Origin of the sequence: Halomonas sp. FeN2, assembly GCF_020595105.1 — a bacterium.
Classification (GTDB): Bacteria; Pseudomonadota; Gammaproteobacteria; order Pseudomonadales; family Halomonadaceae; genus Vreelandella; species Vreelandella neptunia.
This window is the reverse complement of record NZ_CP074200.1, coordinates 1168800-1187044: the sequence shown is the minus strand read 5'-3', so window position 1 is coordinate 1187044 and position 18245 is coordinate 1168800. Positions and strand designations below refer to the sequence as shown.

The 18245-nt window shown below is 56.5% G+C and carries 17 protein-coding genes; 13 read left to right on the top strand and 4 right to left on the bottom strand.

Going from position 1 to position 18245, the window contains the following annotated elements; all coding sequences use genetic code 11:
* The first annotated feature begins 5 nt into the window (after positions 1-5).
* A complete protein-coding gene (locus tag KF947_RS05555) occupies positions 6-365 on the top strand; it encodes a RidA family protein (RefSeq protein WP_223288033.1) in 360 nt (119 codons plus the stop codon).
* 222 nt (positions 366-587) lie between these two features.
* Here KF947_RS05555 and hexR read toward each other — a convergent pair whose 3' ends face one another.
* From hexR to KF947_RS05535, 4 genes are all read right to left on the bottom strand, one after another.
* Positions 588-1451 (bottom strand): transcriptional regulator HexR, encoded by an 864-nt coding sequence (hexR, locus tag KF947_RS05550; RefSeq protein WP_227405684.1) that lies wholly within the window; start codon positions 1449-1451, stop codon positions 588-590.
* Positions 1441-3207, bottom strand: coding sequence for an EAL domain-containing protein (locus KF947_RS05545; protein ID WP_227405683.1), 1767 nt, complete (start codon positions 3205-3207; stop codon positions 1441-1443). The genes hexR and KF947_RS05545 overlap by 11 nt, the downstream gene beginning before the upstream one ends.
* The gene (locus tag KF947_RS05540; protein ID WP_227405682.1) at positions 3204-5441 is read right to left on the bottom strand and encodes a GAF domain-containing hybrid sensor histidine kinase/response regulator; all 2238 of its coding nucleotides are present in this window, start codon (positions 5439-5441) and stop codon (positions 3204-3206) included. Before KF947_RS05540 ends, KF947_RS05545 begins: the two co-directional genes overlap by 4 nt.
* An 88-nt stretch (positions 5442-5529) precedes the next feature.
* A complete protein-coding gene (locus tag KF947_RS05535; protein WP_227405681.1) occupies positions 5530-6885 on the bottom strand; it encodes an aldehyde dehydrogenase family protein in 1356 nt (451 codons plus the stop codon).
* Between the two features lie 210 nt (positions 6886-7095).
* Between KF947_RS05535 and KF947_RS05530 the strand changes: the two genes are divergently transcribed.
* The 12 genes from KF947_RS05530 (at position 7096) to lpxL (ending at position 17937) form a co-directional block, all read left to right on the top strand.
* Positions 7096-8244 (top strand): GNAT family N-acetyltransferase, encoded by a 1149-nt coding sequence (locus KF947_RS05530; RefSeq protein ID WP_223288030.1) that lies wholly within the window; start codon positions 7096-7098, stop codon positions 8242-8244.
* A gap of 163 nt (positions 8245-8407) precedes the next feature.
* Positions 8408-8746 carry a cell division protein FtsB gene (gene ftsB, locus KF947_RS05525; RefSeq protein ID WP_133729871.1) on the top strand — a complete coding sequence of 113 codons (339 nt, stop codon included), beginning with the start codon at positions 8408-8410 and terminating at the stop codon, positions 8744-8746.
* Positions 8743-9450, top strand: coding sequence for a 2-C-methyl-D-erythritol 4-phosphate cytidylyltransferase (gene ispD, locus KF947_RS05520; RefSeq protein WP_133729872.1), 708 nt, complete (start codon positions 8743-8745; stop codon positions 9448-9450). The genes ftsB and ispD overlap by 4 nt, the downstream gene beginning before the upstream one ends.
* Positions 9451-9466: 16 nt before the next feature.
* On the top strand, positions 9467-9955 hold the full coding sequence (ispF, locus tag KF947_RS05515; protein WP_246638078.1) for a 2-C-methyl-D-erythritol 2,4-cyclodiphosphate synthase: 489 nt from the start codon (positions 9467-9469) through the stop codon (positions 9953-9955).
* Positions 9948-10982, top strand: coding sequence for a tRNA pseudouridine(13) synthase TruD (gene truD / locus KF947_RS05510; RefSeq protein WP_227405680.1), 1035 nt, complete (start codon positions 9948-9950; stop codon positions 10980-10982). The genes ispF and truD overlap by 8 nt, the downstream gene beginning before the upstream one ends.
* Before the next feature lie 110 nt (positions 10983-11092).
* Positions 11093-11839 (top strand): 5'/3'-nucleotidase SurE, encoded by a 747-nt coding sequence (gene surE, locus KF947_RS05505; protein ID WP_133729875.1) that lies wholly within the window; start codon positions 11093-11095, stop codon positions 11837-11839.
* Positions 11826-12503, top strand: a complete 678-nt coding sequence (locus KF947_RS05500) for a protein-L-isoaspartate(D-aspartate) O-methyltransferase (protein ID WP_223288028.1) — start codon at positions 11826-11828, stop codon at positions 12501-12503. The genes surE and KF947_RS05500 overlap by 14 nt, the downstream gene beginning before the upstream one ends.
* The gene (locus tag KF947_RS05495; RefSeq protein WP_133729877.1) at positions 12500-13459 is read left to right on the top strand and encodes a DUF368 domain-containing protein; all 960 of its coding nucleotides are present in this window, start codon (positions 12500-12502) and stop codon (positions 13457-13459) included. Before KF947_RS05500 ends, KF947_RS05495 begins: the two co-directional genes overlap by 4 nt.
* Positions 13460-13465: 6 nt before the next feature.
* A complete protein-coding gene (locus KF947_RS05490; RefSeq protein ID WP_133729878.1) occupies positions 13466-14539 on the top strand; it encodes a peptidoglycan DD-metalloendopeptidase family protein in 1074 nt (357 codons plus the stop codon).
* A 166-nt stretch (positions 14540-14705) separates the two neighbouring features.
* Complete coding sequence (gene rpoS, locus KF947_RS05485) at positions 14706-15677, top strand: RNA polymerase sigma factor RpoS (RefSeq protein ID WP_088698869.1); 972 nt, start codon at positions 14706-14708, stop codon at positions 15675-15677.
* Between the two features lie 232 nt (positions 15678-15909).
* Entirely contained in the window at positions 15910-17010 is a 1101-nt protein-coding gene (gene alr, locus KF947_RS05480; protein ID WP_227405679.1) for an alanine racemase, read from the top strand.
* 12 nt (positions 17011-17022) lie between these two features.
* Complete coding sequence (gene lpxL, locus KF947_RS05475; protein ID WP_227405678.1) at positions 17023-17937, top strand: LpxL/LpxP family Kdo(2)-lipid IV(A) lauroyl/palmitoleoyl acyltransferase; 915 nt, start codon at positions 17023-17025, stop codon at positions 17935-17937.
* Positions 17938-18245: the final 308 nt, after the last annotated feature.

Here is an 18245-nt window from a genome sequence, read left to right as displayed (position 1 = left end):
TCCCTATGGCTATTCAGCGCCACGATACAAAAGCCCGCATGAGTCGTGCGGTAATTCACCAGGGTGTGGCCTATCTATGTGGCCAAGTGGCTGGCCCGGAGGCCCGCGAGGGCGACGTTACTGCTCAAACGGAAAGTATGCTGGCGCGGGTGGATGCGCTACTAAAAGAGATTGGTTCAAGCCGTGAGCAGCTACTTAGCGCGACGATCTACCTGAAAGAAGGCGGTGACTTTGCCGCTATGAACGAGGTGTGGGATGCCTGGGTGCCCGCAGGCTACGCACCGGCGCGCACCTGTGTCTGCGCGCCCATGCCCGCCGATGAGCTTAAAGTGGAAATTACGGTGACTGCCGCGGTGAGCCACTAACGGCTGATCCTTTAGCGCTTAAAAGTTTATGGCCATATCTCTAGGGGACGAGGGCAGGTTGAAGCGAGGGTCTTTTGCCAGGGCCGGAAAATGTTCCCAACAATTCCGGCATTCCCGCCATCCATGGCGGTCAGATGGCAAAAGTAGCGCCCAGGGATGGGTTCACAGCGCCCTCGCGGAAACCTGCCCTCGTCACCTTACCAATTAGCTATCCAAACATGTTCACTTCCCAGGCTTTTCCACCGGAAAGCGGGTGTCGCGCAGGCTGTCTTTGATTTTCATGAGGTGGGGTAAGAAGTCTTCACCACGCCTCAAGGTTACCCCAGTGGCCAGCGCATCAATCAGCGTTAATTGAATTACCCGCGAGGTCATCGGCATGTAGTGGTCGGTGTCTTCGGGGGTAGCGACCTCCAGGGTGGCGGTACACTCGCTAGACAGAGGTGAGTTGGGTGCAGTGATACCGAGAACCACGGCTCCGGCATCCCTCGCTAAACGGGCGATATCCACCAGCTCCCGCGTACGCCCGGTGTAGGAGATGATCACCACCACATCCCCCGTGTGGCAAGCGGCGGCGACCATACGCTGCATCAGCACATCGATGTAGGCCATCACCGGCAGGTTGAAGCGGAAGAACTTGTGCTGGGCATCCTGGGCCACCGCGCCGGAGGCGCCCAAGCCAAAAATGTGGATCTGCTTGGCCTGGGTGAGGTAGTCGACCATACGCTCGACGGCGCCCATGTCGATTTCGCGCTGGGCTTCGTCGAGGGCGGCGATGGTGGCGCCAAAAATTTTGTGGGTGTACTGGGTGGCAGTGTCACCGGGCTCCACCGCGCGGGTCACATAGGGCGTGCCACCGGCTAAGCTCTGGGCCAGTTTGATTTTAAAATCGGGATAGCCCTTGGCGCCAAAGTTACGGCAAAAACGGTTAACCGTGGGTTCGCTAACGCTAGCCGCCTGGGCCAGACTGGCAATGCTTAGACTGGTGGCGACCGTTGGGTCTTCAAGAATTACATTGGCGACTTTACGCTCCGAGCGGTTGAGTTCTTCTAAACGTTCGCGTAAGCGGTCAAGTAAGTCATGAGCCATTAACGGTCTCCGTATGAGATGTAGAAAAAAGCGGCTTCCATTCGCTGCACCAGGTTACAAATGCCTCGGCAGGCAGTGGACGAGCATAGAAGTAGCCTTGCGCGGCTTCACAGCCGATAGAGCTTAAGTAAGCCGCCTGGGCTGAGTTCTCGATGCCTTCTGCCACTACATCGCAGCCCACACTGTGGGCGAGCTGGGTAATGGTATGCGCCAGCTGGCGGTCAATCGCGCTGGTTTCCAAGTCCATCACAAAGGCACGATCTATCTTAAGCGTCGAGAAGGGCAGCGTTTTAATATAGGCCAGTGACGATTGGCCGGTGCCAAAATCATCGATGGCGACAGCGATATTCATGTCGGCCAATTGGGCAAGCTGCTGGCGAGCGTGATTCATATCGCTCACCAGCCCCGACTCGGTCACTTCCAGGGCCAGGAAACGCTCGGGAATCTGTTGCTGCTCAAGGCGAGCAAGCAGCTGTTGGGCAAAGTCCTTACGGCTCAGCTGACGAGCGGCCACATTCACCGCAATATGAAAATCGTCGTTGAGCAACCCTTGTGCTCGCCAGGTGCTGATATAGCGCATGGCTTCATCCAGCACCCAATCGCCTATGCAGAGAATATCACCGCTGGCCTCGGCCAGCGGAATAAATTCACCAGGGGAGATAAATCCAAACTCCGGATGCCGCCAGCGTAGTAGCGCTTCCGCGCCGAGAATCTTGTGGTCAGCCAGCGATAGTTTGGGCTGGAAGGCGAGCGACATCTCGCCACGTTCGGTGGCGCCACGGATCGCCTGCTGAATATGTAGTCGGTGCCGCTGCTTGGTCTCGAGCGCGGGGGTGTAGTACTGAACCTTGAGCGATTCCAATGGTGGCAATGCCAACGCGGCCATATGCACCAACCGTTCCGTCTCAAAATAGCCTGCTTCGGCGCTAATGCCGATACGTGCGCTGAGGGGCAGCAACAGCTCCTCCAGCGCTTGATCTTGCTCGAAGCACTCGAGCAGTTGCCCGGCCAAGTGCAGCAGTTGAGTGGGGTTCGCCGTGGGGGTAATGACCAGCAGCTCGCTTCCTCCCCATAGTCCAAGCAGACATTCGGCGTCGAGCTGTTGCCGAAGCCGTTGGCTAATGAAACGCAGTAGCTGATCGGCGACTCGGTAGCCGTGCAAGCGCACCACATCGTCGAGCTTATCAATAGCGATAAACAGTAGCCCCGTGCCCGAACCCTGGAGGGCCGCAGCGTGCAGCGCTTGGCTTAACCCACGGCGGTTGGGTAGCTGGGTAATGGGGTCGGTGCGAGACTGGCGGTCTAACTCCTGGGTGCGCTTGGCAACCATAAGCTCGAGAGTGTCGACCTGCTTCTCGCGCACCTGGTAGCGGTGCTCAATGTTTAAGGTATTACGGATGCGCTGTAAGACTTCATCCTGCTTAAACGGCTTGGTAATGAAATCACGTACCCCCATGGTGAGGGCGCGCTGGCGAGTAACGTCATCAATTTGTGCGGTAAGCACAATGATCGGTGGCATCTGCTCGGCAAAATACGTACTGAGCTGTTCAATGACCGCGTAGCCGTCTAAATGCGGCATGCGAATATCCAGCAGCAGTAAATCCGGCAACTGGCGCTGGCAGTGGGGTAGCACCTCACGGGGGTCGTTAATTCCGTGAATATTCTCAAACCCATACTCGTCAAGAAGATCAAACATGAGCTCGATGTTAATCGTGCTGTCATCCACTATTAACAGGTGTTTTTCAGTAAGGCTCATGGTTCCTTCCCTGACGCAGTCTGAATAAACTGAGCGATGGTGGCTTTTAGTTTATCAAGTTCAAGCGGTTTGGTGAGATAGGCGTTAAAGCCCGCTTCCAAACCGCGCTTGATGTCGCCAGGCATGGCGTTGGCTGAGAGGGCAACCACCGGCAACGTTTGCAACTTGGGGTCGCGGTGCATTGCTTCTAATGCCTGATAGCCGTTCATGCCCGGCAGATGGATATCCATTAATACCAGAGCAGGCGAGCAGTGGCGCATTATTTCCAGACCAATTTCAGCGCTAGGTGCAATTTGCAGCTTTATGTCGCCTATCTCTTCGATAATATCTTCCATTAGCCGTTGATTGGCGGGGTTATCTTCAATATAGAGCAGCATAAAGGCGTTGCTGGGCTGGGTATGAGCCCAATGGGGCGGAGGGGCTTCGTCAGCGGTGGCATCTGCGTTAGCCGTAGGCAAGGTAAACCAAAAGGTGGCGCCGTGGCCTGGCTGGCTATCGACGCCCATTTCTCCGTTCATACGCTCGACTAGCTCGCGGGTAATCGCCAGGCCAATACCGGAGCCTTCTATGCTGCCTCCTTCTGCATCAAGACGATTAAAGGGTTCAAAAAGCTCGTGCTGACGTTCAGGGGCAATGCCGGGGCCGGTGTCCGTTACGCTGATGCGTACATGGTCGACTAAGTGGGCCACGGTAATATCGATTGAGCCGTTGGTGCTGTTGTACTTAATCGCATTGGAGAGCAGGTTTAACAGTATCTGTTTGGTGCGTGTGTAGTCGGCGTTAACCTGCCACTGATCATTAGGCGAGGTGTAGCGAAAACGAATGCCTGCCGCCTCGGCGCTGGCTTCCAGGGTGGAGCAGGCGTCGTTAAACACGTTGGCGAGAATAATCGGTTCGATGGAGAGCGTCATATGGCCTGCTTCGATCTTGGCCAAATCCAGCACTTCATTAATTAGGCTAAGCAGATGCTGGCCGCTTCTCTCGATTTGGGAGACCTGGCGATGCTGCTTATCGCCCAGCGGTTCCCGGCGGCTATTGGTCAGTATTTGGGCAAAACCGATGATGGCATTGAGCGGGGTGCGTAGCTCGTGGCTCATGGACGAGAGAAATTCACTTTTCGCCCGGCTGGCGGTTTCCGCCTGGTCTCGAGCGGCAGCCAGATCCCCCATGACCTGTTCACGCTCGGCCATTTGGCTATAAAGATTGATCAGCAGTGCGCAGGTATCGGTAAACGGCTGAAGCCAATCCAGCAGCGCTTGGTTCAGCGGCTGTTTGCTGTTGGCAATAGCGTACATGCCGATCAACCGTTCGCCGCTAAAAATAGGCACACCGAGGTAGTTATGCAGTGGCGGATGCCCCGGAGGGAAGCCGCCACGTTTGACATGATTATAAACATCATTGGTCATAATCACTTCACCATACGCAAATACGTTGCCAAGCAGCGATTTAGGGTTAGTGAGTGTCATGTCGCCGCTGCGCAGCCGCCCCATCAGGTGGCGCGACTCCTCACTCCATGACAGGTCTGTGATGGCATGAATTTTAAGGGCATTGGTGGTGTTGGTAGGTAGCACTTCACCTATCAGCGCGTAGTCACTATCGGTAAGTTCGCGCAGCGCCTCCATTAGAAATAGCCACAACTGTTTTCCCGACATCAGCGCTGGATAATCCGTAATGCCTTGATGGAGTACTTTGAGCAGTTTCTGCTCTTTATGCATCTGGTGGGCGGTGTGGGTTAGTTCCAGCTGAAGTTTATGTAGGCGAAGTAGCTCTTCAGCCTGACCCGCTAAACTGCCAAGTAGCTTTAAATCACGTTCGCTGAACTGACGAGGCTTTTGGTCAATGATACACAGGGTGCCAATGGCCATGTCATCCAGCGGCCGTAGTGGGTAGCCTGCGTAAAAGCGGATACGTGGTGAGTCAATGACCAGGGGGTTGTCTGCAAAGCGCTCGTCTTTATGGGTGTCTGCAATCATTAACGGCGCGTCATGGGCGATGGCATGAGCGCAGAACGAGAAGGCCCGGTTGGTTTCGCATACATCAAGACCCAGGTGCGATTTAAACCACTGGCGCTCTTTATCCACCAACGACACTAAGGCAATGGGCACATCGAACAAGTCACGGGCCAGTTGCGTCAAGCGCTCAAAAGCCGTGTCTTGAGGCGTATCGAGTACCTGTAGAGTATGCAAGGCCGCCAGGCGCTGTGTTTCATTATGAGGAGTGTCTGGGGCGTGCATAGTCTTTCCAAAGCTGGGGATTAATAAAACATCCTATAAGGTCGTTAGGCTGATAGGTAATTAAATATCGGACATTAGCCCACAAGCTTTAGCCAAGACCAATAAGTTTTATTAGCCAGCGCCGGTAAGGCGGATAAAGCATGCGGCTAGCAGAGCGTTTAGCCTGATAGAAGACACCACGCAAATGGCTAAAACGCTCAAAACCATGACGGCCGTGGTAGGCACCCATACCGCTCTCGCCGATGCCGCCAAAAGGCAGTGAAGGAACGGCGTGATGAAGCAGCGTGGCATTAAACACCAGCGCGCCAGAGCGCGTCGTTTGCAGTAACTGCTGCTGTAAGCCCTTATCATTTGTGAAGGCATACAGTGCTAACGGATGAGGGCGGGCGTTCACATAACGTATTGCTGCTGACATATCGCTAACGCCAATGACCGGTAGACAGCGGCCAAAAATCTCTTCGCGCATCATCTGGAGCCCCTGGTGGGGGTCGATAATCAGCGCTGGGGCATAAGCACCGTGATCAATGACTCTGCAGCTGTGGTCTTGGGCTTCTTGCAGCATGGCATCTAGCCGCTGTTGGTGGGCCGCGTTAATCGCGTGGGTGGCTGCATGGTCGTCGGGGCGCTGCCGTTGAATAGCCTCGCTCAATGCTTTAATCAAGGCACTAATATGGCGGCTCTCAACCAGCACGTAGTCGGGGGCGATACAGGTTTGCCCGCCGTTCATGCCTTTACCAAAAATAATATCCGCAGCCGCTTTATCGAAATCCGCATCGCCTGCCACGATGGCGGGCGACTTACCGCCTAGCTCAAGCGTCGTTGGAGTCAAATTCGCCGCGGCTGCTTGGGCCACTTGCCGACCTACCGCGCTGGAGCCGGTGAACACTAGGTGATCGAATGGCAAAGCGCTAAAAAGACGCGCCACCTCTACATCGCCTTCGATGACCTTGAGTTCTTCAGGGGTGAAGTATTGCGGCACCAGCCGTTGCAGTAGGGCGCTGGTAGCGGGGGAGTGCTCGCTGGGTTTAAGCATCACCACATTGCCCGCAGCAAATGCATCCACTATCGGCATTAGCGCCAAGCTCCAGGGGTAATTCCAGGGTGACATCACGCCGACCACGCCCAGCGGCTGCGGCGCGATGCGTGCCCGGGCAGGCATTAACCGCCACGGGATGCTAACCGACCAAGGGCGCATCCAGCGCCATAGATGCAGCCTGGTATGACGAATGGCATGGAGCACCGCGCTGATTTCAGCTATGCGTATTTCTACATCGCTGCGTTGACCAAAATCCGTTTGAATCGCGCGGATAATCTCTAGCTGGTGATGCTTGGTCATACGCGCTAATCGGGCCAGCCGGTCACGACGCTCCGTTAGCGTTGGGTAGGGCATTTGGTCGGCAGCTTGGCGCTGCGTTTGAAAGTCACCCGTCAGATCGCGCGTCATGGCCTCTCCTCATATGCCGTTACCGGCGTGGCGTTAACGTTAAATACTGCAGTTCAATCGCCGTATCTGTTTTCGTTGGCATAGATCGTTGATTTAGCCAGTTGATTTAGCCAATTGATTTAGACATCGGTGTAGATGGTTAGTGTAAACGGTTTATATAAACAGTTAGTGTAAAGTGGCCTTTTAGCCCCACACACTCGGAAAGGTGCTATGCCGTTATCCCCACTGTCGATCACTATTCTACCCACCATTGAGGCCGTTACGGCAAGCCAGTGGGACTCACTGGTCGATGATGATCAGCCCTTTTTACGACACGCGTTTTTACACGCCCTAGAGGCAAGCGGCTCTGTCAGTGAAGCCACGGGGTGGGAGCCCTGCCACCTAAGTGTATGGCAAGGCGAGCAGTTGGTCGCAGCGCTACCCATGTACCGCAAGCACCACTCCTACGGTGAGTATGTGTTTGATTGGGGCTGGGCAGATGCACTAGAGCGCGCCGGTGGCCGCTACTACCCCAAAGCCCTCAGCGCGATACCGTTCACGCCGGTGCCAGGCGCGCGTACTTTAATCGCCCAGCACGCCGATGCCAGTGCCGTGCGTACTATGTTGGCCGATGCCTGGCGCGAGCAGTGTGAAAGTCTCAGTCTGTCTAGCTGGCACTTGCTGTTTGCCGATGAAGCGGACGTCAACGCTTGGCAGGCCCAGTGCCCGGAACTGATCACCCGTGAAGGGGTACAGTTTCAGTGGCGTGATCGAGGCTTTGGTGATTTTGAGGGCTTTCTAGCCAGCCTGACCTCTAAACGGCGCAAAATGATCAAGCGCGAGCGTCGCTTGGTCGCCGAGCAAGGATTAAAGGTCTCGCGTTTAGAAGGCGATGCGATTACATCAGCGGATATGGCGCATTTCTATCGCTGCTATGCGATTACCTATCATGAGCGCGGCAGACCGCCTTATTTAAACCACGACTTTTTTGAGCGCCTGCGCCAAACCATGCCTGAAGCGCTGGTGCTGGTACAAGCCTACGTTGAAGAGCGCCCGGTAGCGGCCGCGCTCTATTTTCGTGGCAGCAGCACGCTCTATGGGCGCTACTGGGGGAGCGAAGTCGTCGCCGATTGTCTGCATTTTGAAGCGTGTTACTACCAAGGCATTGAGTACTGCTTGCAGCGTGGCTTAACGCTGTTTGATCCAGGCACCCAGGGCGAGCACAAGCTGGTGCGTGGGTTTGCACCCCAGCGCGTGCGCTCGCTGCACTATATTCGCCATCCTGGGCTAGCTGCCGGTGTTGCCCAGTTTTGTCATGAAGAGGGCGAGCATGTTAGCGCCTACCGCGATGCAGCCCACCAAGCGCTGCCATTTAAGTAGTTATTTAAGCTGTCATTTAAGCTGTTATTTAAATCATGCGCGGCTCGCTGGTGCTGCGCCTTGATGGCATAATGCGCGCCAATAAGCGCTCTTTAGTGAATCAACGCAGCTTTTGATCAAACCAGGGCTTTTTCACCAGCCAATATTTCCAGGGAGTGCCGTGATGCGCAAATGGTTAGTGATGACATTGCTCGCTGTCTTGGCGCTGCTTCAGTACGAGCTGTGGTTAGGCAACGGCGGCTGGCGCGATTTACAGCACGTGGAGCAGCGGGTCGCGGTGCAAGAGGCGGCCAATGTGCCCATGCGCGAGCGCAATGCGCGGCTGGCGGCCGAAGTGACGGACTTAAAAACCGGGTTGGACGCCATCGAGGAGCGTGCCCGCAGCGATATGGGTATGGTACGCACCGACGAGCAGTTTTTCTGGGTGCCTGGTGTGGCGATTGAGAATGAGCTGATCGGTATTAATGCGGGTCTGGTCGCTCCCCAGGAGCCGCCGCAGTGAGCCAAACCTGGTTAATTGTTCCCGCGGCGGGTCAAGGCCGCCGTATGGGGGCCGACAAGCCCAAACAGTACTTGGCTTTGGCCGACGAGCAGCCGGTGCTGGCGCATACCTTGGCACGTCTTCACCGCGCCTTTCCGAATGCTCGCTTGGTGCTCTGTTTAGATAACGACGATCGTTGGTTTTCGCCACACTGGGTGCCTTTCATTACTTGGCAACGCGTGTCGGGTGGCAACGAACGAATGGACAGCGTGTTAAATGCGCTGCACGCCATGGCAGCCGACGATAATGATGTGGTGATGGTGCATGATGTGGCCCGCCCCTGTATCACCGTGGATGATCTTCAGGCGCTGTATCAAGCCGCCGCAACCCACCCCGCAGGCGCACTCTTGGCGATGCCGGTGGCGGATACCATGAAGCGCGCCGATAACCAGTGCCTGAGTGCGCGAACCGAACCCCGGGATGGCTTGTGGCATGCGCTAACGCCCCAAGGCTTTCGCTATGCGCTGCTGCGGCGAGCCCTAGAAACCGCCCGCCAGCAGCAAACGCTGGTAACCGATGAAGCCTCGGCGGTTGAAGCCTTGGGCGAGCGTCCGCAGTTAGTAAGCGGGCGGCGCGACAACCTGAAAATTACCCATCCGGACGACTTAGCGCTGGCAGCCGCGATTTTGGCGGCGCAAGCCGCTCACACGCCTGACGGGCTTTAATCACTAGGAGCTTATAATGCGTATCGGCCACGGATTCGATGTACACCGCTTCGGCCCCGGCGATCATTTAATGATCGGTGGCGTTAAGCTACCGTTTGAACAGGGCTTTGTGGCCCACTCCGACGGCGATGTGCTGCTTCACGCGATTAGCGATGCACTGTTGGGCGCCTGTGCGCTGGGCGATATTGGCCGCCATTTTCCCGATACTGACCCGACGTGGGCGGGGGCTGATAGCCGCGAGCTGCTGCGTCATGTGGTCACGCTTATTCAAGGACAGGGCTATGGAGTGGTCAATATAGACGCCACGCTGATGGCCCAAGCACCTAAAATGGCCTCTCATATCGATGCAATGCGGGAAGTCATCGCCGCTGATCTAGGGGTCGCGCTTGGTCAAGTCAATGTTAAAGCCACCACCACTGAACGATTAGGTTTCACCGGGCGCGGTGAAGGCATCGCCGCGGAGGCGGTGGTGCTGCTTAACCGTGCTGAGGCGCTTAATGATTAATATGCCGGAGTGGCAGCGCTGTCTAGACGCACAGTTTGACCCGCCTAAACCGGGCCAGTACCGTGCCCAGCCGGAAGATTTTTGGGTCGATGAGCAGCTTGATTTTACCCCTGAAGCACACGGGGAACATCTGTGGCTGCGAGTTGAAAAGCGTAATCAAACCACGTTAGATGTCGTCAAGACATTAAGTCGGCTTTGTAGCGTAACGCCCCGTGATATTGGTTACTCCGGCATGAAAGACCGCATTGCCGTCACACGCCAGTGGCTGAGCGTGCATCTGCCCGGCCGTGACGCGCCCCCTGAACTTGAGCATTCGCTTAATGCGCTGGGGATCACTGTCGTAGAACAGGCGCGCCACCCACGTAAGTTGAAGCGAGGCGTGCACCGCACAAACCGTTTTGTGTTGCGCCTGAGCGGTGAGGCCATTGAAAGTGAAGACTTTATTAGCCGCTGGGAAACGCTTTGTCAGCATGGCGTGCCTAACTATTTTGGCCCTCAGCGCTTTGGGCCTGAAGGGCGCAATCTTCAGCGTGCCGAAGCATTACTTAACCGAGGTTGGCGCAAACGCGATGATCGCCAGGGTATGATGCTCTCCACGGCGCGCAGTTTTTTGTTTAACGAACTGCTCAGCGCACGCATTGTGGATGGCACCTGGTCGCAGCCGCTGGCGGGCGATACGTTGATGCTGGACGGCACGCAAAGCGTGTTTCGTATCGATGCCTCCGATCCGACGCTTCAGGCCCGCGCCGCTGAACTGGATGTGCATCCTACTGGGGTTCTTTGGGGCGTTGGTGAAGCAGACCAGGGCGACGCCGCTGACTATGAAGCTCGTCTACTGGAGTACTACCCTGGCCTGTGCAATGGCTTAGAGCGCAGCGGAGTAAAGCAGGCGCGCCGGGCACTTCGTATGCGACTGTTGGAACCCCAGCTTGCTTGGGAGCCTGGCGCCGCCCGACTTTCGTTTTCACTGCCTCGGGGTAGCTTTGCCACTGCCGTGCTGGGTGAGCTGATGTTAACGAACGGATAGCCGTGGGTGGATTCAGCCGTTAGTGCTGTATAACTCATCAGGCTTAGAGGTTAGTAAAAGTGATGGATATAAGCCGCCACGTTACGAGCTTATGATCAAGGAGACCCGCCATGCGGCGACTACTGCTTTCAAATGATGATGGTGTGCACGCGCCGGGACTGCGTGCGCTGCACGATGCGCTGTTGGCCCATGCCAATATTCGCGTAGTGGCTCCTGACCGAGACCGTAGTGGTGCCAGCAACTCGCTCACTTTGTCACGGCCACTCTCGTTGACGCCGCTGGATAACGGCTTTTACAGCGTCGATGGCACGCCCGCTGACTGCGTCTATTTGGGCGTTCATGGTGTATGGGACGAAAAACCCGATTTAGTCATCTCAGGCATCAATCACGGCAGTAACCTGGGTGACGACGTGCTCTATTCAGGCACCGTCGCGGCGGCGATGGAGGGGCGCAATTTGGGTATGACGGCGATTGCCATGTCGCTGTGTGGCGAGCGCCATTTTGCGACGGCCGCCAGGGTAGCTGCCACCTTGATTGGCGCGGCGGATCAGCTCTCGCTACCGCCGCGAACACTGCTGAATGTCAATGTGCCCGATGTACCCTGGGAGGAAATTAAAGGCGTTAAAGTGACTCGCTTAGGCTATCGTGGGCCAGCCGAGAAACCGTTAGCGGTTAAAGACCCGCGGGGGCGTACGCGCTACTGGATTGCACCCGTAGCGGCCAATGCCGATGACGGGGATGATACCGATTTTGCTGCCGTCGAGGCAGGCTATGTGTCGATTACTCCCCTACAAACAGACCTAACGCGGCACCCCGCGCTTAACGATGTGCAGGAATGGTTGGATGTTTTTGCCTGATATCTCTCCAGGAGAGCTGCGCGGTCGCGGTATGACCTCCCAGCGTACCCGTGACCGCATGGTGGAGCGCCTCATGCAGCAGGGCATCAGCGATGCCCGGGTGCTGGAAGTCATGGCCAGCGAGCCGCGTCATTTGTTTGTTGATGAAGCGTTGGCCCATCGCGCCTACGAAGATACCGCGCTACCGATTGGCTTTAGCCAAACGCTGTCGCAGCCTTTTATCGTAGCGCGCATGACCGAGCTCGTGCTGCGTGCCGGGCCGCGCAGGGTACTGGAGCTGGGCACAGGGTCTGGCTATCAGACCTTGATACTGTCGCGGTTGGTAGAAGAGCTCTACTCCATTGAGCGCATTGGTGCGTTATACGAACGTGCGGCGGAACGGTTAAGGCGGCTAGCAGCACCTGCCACACTGGCGGTGGCGGACGGCGGCTACGGTTGGCCTGAGGCCGCGCCGTTCGACGTTATTTTGCTAACCGCCTGTGCCCAGACGTTGCCTACAGCGCTGCTAGAACAATTGAGCCATGACGGGGTGCTAATTGCCCCGTTGGAAGAGCCTGATGGTAGCCAGTGGCTTACTCAGGTAAAGCGTATCGGCAGTGCCTTTGAAAAGCGTCGGCTTGAGCCCGTGCGCTTTGTACCCTTACTGCAAGGAGTAGTGGATTGAAGCGGCAACCTTTGGGAATATTTTTACGAGGCGCAGGGATGGGCGCCGCCGACGCTGTGCCCGGCGTGTCGGGAGGAACGATTGCGTTTATTAGCGGTATTTATGAAGAGCTGATCAACACGATCAAACAGTTTGGCCCCAGCGCTATTGGCGCTTGGCGCCGCGGTGGCTGGCGGGCTCTTAGTAACCATTTGAATCTCGCCTTTCTGGTACCGCTATTGGCGGGGGTAGCGGTTAGCCTGTTTAGCGTGGCGCATTTAGCGCTCTGGTTGATGGAAGCACACCCGCTGCTGTTGGATGGTTTCTTTTTTGGCCTGGTAGCTGCCTCTGCATTGGTGGTAGGACAGGCGAGCAACGGCTGGAAGCTGTGGTATCTAGTGCCGCTACTGGTGGGGCTAGTGCTAGCACAAGCATTGCCCGGCATGATGCCGCTGGTGTTATTAATAGGTAATGAAGCACTGGTAGTGATGGTGGCAGGCTGTATCGCCATTAGCGCCATGCTACTGCCGGGTGTTTCAGGCAGCTTTCTGTTGCTGACCATGGGTCTCTACGGCACCATCATGGGCGCAATTCGCAGTTTGGACCTGGGCATTATTGTGCTGTTTGGCATGGGCTGTATGGTGGGCTTAGCGCTGTTTTCACGGCTGCTGTCGTGGCTGTTACGGCGCCACCACACCCCGACGATGCAACTGCTATTGGGGTTTATTGCCGGTTCGCTGCCGGTTCTCTGGCCATGGCGCGAGCTGTTACGCTACCAAATAGGGCCAGAAGGGCAAATGATTCCTCTGGAGTACCGCTATTTATTGCCCGCTGACTATGCCGTATTGACCGGTGCTTCGGCACAAGTGGCCGGTGTTGTCGCGCTAATGGCCGTGGGAGCCCTCATTGTCGTGTTACTCAACCGACATGCGGATCGTCGGCCAATCGATACCCAGCTTGGCGCTGAAAAGGAGTAGGTTTGTATGCGTAAAGGTTATCTACCTAAAGTACTGATGTTGTCGGCGCTGGGACTCGCAATTGCTGGCTGTGCCAGCCAGCAGGGCGGGAGCCCCCAGGTGCGGGATTTAAGCCAAGCTCGCCAAGCGGTGGAAAACTCGCCCCAGTACACAGTGAAAGCAGGCGATACCTTGTATGGCATTGCGTGGCAGCATAATTTGGATTATCGCCAGCTCGCGGCAATGAATAACATTGATCCGCCCTACCAAATTCGGCCAGGGCAAACGATTGCCCTGCGTGAAGGTGCTGGGTCGGCATCAACCGCCAGTAACCAGCCCGCGTCGAATACCTCACGTGGCGGCGGCGCCGTGGCGACCGGGTTGAGCCCGCAGACGGCTTCCGTAGCGAGTGATGACCAGGAGTTGGATTGGTTGCTGCCCGATGAATCCGCGATTCAGCGTAATCAGCGCCTCACGGCAGAACGCAATGCCGCAGAGCAAGAAGCTGATGAACTGTCCTCAACACCTCAGCCTGAAGTGGTCGCGGCGGCTGATCCTGAGCCCGCCGAGCAGCCTGAACCTCAGCCATCATCAGAACCCGAACAAACTGAGCCCGAACAAGCGCCGGCACCGGAGCCCGAAGCTGAACCCGAACCACAGCCTGAAGCCGCTCCTGCCACACAAAGTGCCAGCGTAGACCGCTCATCGCGTACCTATACGCCCGCCGAAACCATTGCTTGGCAGTGGCCTGCAGATGGCAATGTGGTTGGTGCATTTGGACAGGGTGATAGCATCACTGCCGGGATTGATATCGCCGGTGAAAAGGGGCAACCTGTTAAAGCGGCAGGCCCCGGCATCGTGGTCTATGCGGGCAGCGGCGTCAGGGGTTACGGCAACCTCATCCTTCTCAAGCACAACGATCAATTCCTAAGTGCGTATGCCCATAACGACAGCTTGCGGGTCAAGGAAAATGACGTGGTCGAGGCCGGTGAGGTCATTGCCACAATGGGGGATAGCGATGCAGAAAACGTCAGATTACACTTTGAGGTTCGCCGTGACGGGCAGCCGCAAGATCCCATGGACTTTCTGCCCTCCCGCTAAGGCACCCACCGGGAGAGTGAGCCGTCAGCATTTAACATGGACGTTGCCCGAATCGCTGCATTCGAGCGTCATATAACAATCGTCACATAACAATATGGTGTGCGTCCTAGAGCGCACCCCTTTGACTTTCTAAATGGCGGGTAGGCGACAAACGAGGGGTAAAGCCATGAGTATGTTGGAGAAAGATCTACAGGAGGTTGACCTGGATGCTGCTGAGGAGGCGCTTGATGATACTGATGATGTCACGGTAGAAGAAGACGCTTTCGAGAAAGCACTAGGGCGCGAGGATCGTCAATCGACCCAAAGCTTGGATGCGACGCAAATCTACCTCAACGAAATCGGCTTTTCGCCACTGCTAACACCAGAAGAAGAAGTTTACTACGGCCGCCTGGCGCGTAAGGGTGACCCTCTAGGGCGCTCGCGGATGATTGAGTCCAACCTGCGGCTTGTGGTGAAGATTGCCCGCCGCTACCTTAACCGTGGCTTGACGCTGCTGGATTTGATCGAAGAGGGCAATTTGGGCCTGATTCGTGCTGTGGAGAAGTTTGACCCGGAGCGTGGCTTCCGTTTCTCGACCTACGCCACTTGGTGGATTCGTCAGACCATCGAGCGGGCGCTAATGAATCAGACGCGGACGATACGCCTGCCCATTCATGTGGTCAAAGAGCTCAATATTTACCTGCGGGCGGCGCGGGAATTAACCCAGAAGTTCGACCACGAAGCCACTGCCGAAGAGATCGCCGATCACCTTGATAAACCGGTTGATGTGGTCAAAAAGATGCTTGGCCTTAATGAGCGAGTGTCGTCGGTCGATTACCCCATGGGGGGCGAGAGCGATAAGCCGCTGATCGATACGCTGGCGGACGATGAAGTTCAGGGCCCTGAAGCACGCTTGGTGGATGGTGACGTCAAGGAGCATGTGGATTTGTGGTTAGACGAGCTGAGCGAAAAACAGCGCGAGGTAGTGGTGCGCCGTTTTGGCTTGCGAGGCCACGAGTCGGCCACCCTGGAAGAAGTGGGCGCTGAAATTGGCTTAACCCGTGAGCGGGTGCGCCAGATCCAGGTCGAAGCGCTCAAGAAACTACGCCGTGCATTGGAAAAACAGGGCCTTTCTTTAGAGGCGCTGTTTGAAACCTGAGTGACGAACAGGTCTGGAAAATGACGGCTGGTTAAACCGCCTAGTATCCGGGCGAAGGGGAGGTTGAAGCGAGGGTCTTTTGTCATGGATGACAAAAGTAGCGCCCAGGGAAGGGTTCACAGCGCCCTCGCGGAAACCTCCCCTGAGCACCGATGCTACCTACTATAATCCTGGCTTAGCTAGGCACCTATTTGATGTTTTTCCTCTATAAACTTTGTAAGTGAGTCACCTCATGCGCCCCCTTGTGGCCGATATTGATCTGGACGCTCTGCGTCACAACTATCAATTGGCGTGCCGCTGCGCGCCCCAAAGCCGCTCAGTGGCAGTGATCAAGGCCGATGGGTATGGGCATGGCGCACTGGCCTGCGCTCAGGCGCTGGAGAGCTTAGCCCCGGCGTTTGCCGTCGCCTGCATTGAAGAGGCGCTTACCCTGCGTGAGGGCGGCATTACCCAGCCCATTATCCTGTTGGAAGGCATTTTCAGCGCTGATGAACTACCGCTGGTGGATACCCACGGCTTCTGGATCACGGTACACAGCCAGTGGCAGGTCGATGCTCTGCTAGCCGCTTCACCTAAAAAGCCAATTCCCGTCTGGTTGAAAGTTGACTCCGGCATGCACCGCCTGGGCTTCGCTATCGACGAGGCCGCTGCCATCTGGCGTCAGCTTAGCGCCGCGCCGAGCGTGGCCTCGCTCCATCTTATGAGTCACTTTGCCAGCGCCGATTCCCGCGATAACCGCTACTTCAACCAGCAAATGTCCCGGCTACAAGGCCTTGCTAGCGAGCTAAAAGCACCGCTGTGTTTGGCCAACTCACCGGCCACCCTGGCATGGCCCGTGGCCCATGGCGACTGGAACCGGCCGGGTGTGATGCTCTACGGTAGCGACCCCTTGGAAGTTGCCAATGAAATTACTCAGCAACTGCAGCCGGTGATGACCCTACGCTCGGAAATCATTGCCCTGCGTGAGCTGGAAGAGGGTGAGCCCGTGGGCTATAGCGGGCGCTGGCGCGCACCGCGGCGTTCACGCATTGCCGTGGTTGCCTGCGGCTACGGCGATGGTTACGACCGTCATGCGCGCGACGGCACGCCGGTACTGGTCAACGGCCAACGCTGCGCGATTGCCGGTAAAGTCTCCATGGATATGTTGACCGTTGATGTGACGGACGTACCCGACGCCGCCATTGGCAGCGACGTTGTATTGTGGGGCAGGGCCAGCAATGGGGAAGTGCTGTCGGTGGATGAAGTGGCCCGCTACTGCGATACCATCAGCTATACGCTGCTAACAGGGGTACTGCCCCGGGCGCCGCGGCGTTATCATGGGCGTTCTGCTTAAACGGTTGTTTGCATGTCGAAATCACGTTACCCGCGCTCGTTTGCCCACCCGCGTTACTGGCCCACATGGCTAGGTATTGGTGCCATGTATATCGCTGCCTGGTTGCCTTGGCGATTAAAAATGGCCATTGGCAAAGGGCTTGGGCTGCTCGCCTGGCGCTTTGCCAAACGGCGTCGCCATATCACTGAAACCAATATAGCGCTCTGTTTTCCCGAAAAGAGCCCCGAACAGCAGAACCAGCTTGTCAGAGATACTTTTATTGCCAATGGCATTGGCCTGATTGAAACCGCAACCGGCTGGTGTCGCGATGGCGAAAGCCTGCGCCATCGTGTCGCTTACATCGGTGAAGAGCACATGGCACGCGCTGAGGCCAAGGGTAAAGGTGTGATCATTGTGGGGGTTCACTTCTCTTCCCTCGATTTAGGGGGGGCTCTGCATGCACTGTTTTTCTCCGCCGATGCGGTTTATCGCCCACATAACAACCCGCTGTTTGAGCGCTTTATGACCCGCGCCAGAAAGCGTAATTTTGGCGTAGCGATTGACCGTTACGACCTGCGTGGGGCTGTGCGTCAGCTCAAGGCGGGCCGCATGGTGTGGTACTCACCGGATCAGGATTTTGGTCGCGATGTGAGCGTATTCGCGCCGCTATTCGGCCAGCAGGCCGCCACTATTCGCTTAACGGCCAAGCTTGCGCGTATGACCGGTGCACCTGTGGTGCCTATGATGTTTCACCGCAACCCGGATAACGTTACTTATACGATTGAAAGCTTGCCAGCTTTGGAAGGGTTTCCCAGTGGTGATGAAGTCGCCGATGCCACGCGGGTCAACCAGTTTATTGAACTGGCCATTCGCAAGCATCCCGAGCAGTACCTCTGGCTACACCGACGTTTTAAGACTCGCCCTGAAGGCGAGCCAAGGGTTTATTAACCACTCGGTAACTATTCAGTAGGTTTCAAGTTGTACTCGCCAGCCTGCTGTTTCATCAGGCTTAGATAGCTGCCCCTCGTGGAAGGCAGCTTTAGCTCGCGACCATCCAGGCATCCAGCCGGAAGACACTAAGGGGTGCCTTCGGCACCCTTCGCGCGCTGAAGCGCCCTCCCACAAGTCGCTTCTGACTTAGTGCTGGCTATGGGGTGTTGTGGGAGGTAGCTTTAGCTCGCGACCGTTTAGACTGCCAGTTTGATAGTTGCCCCCGTGGGAGGCTTAAACCAAGCTTTTCGGCACACACGGCGCTT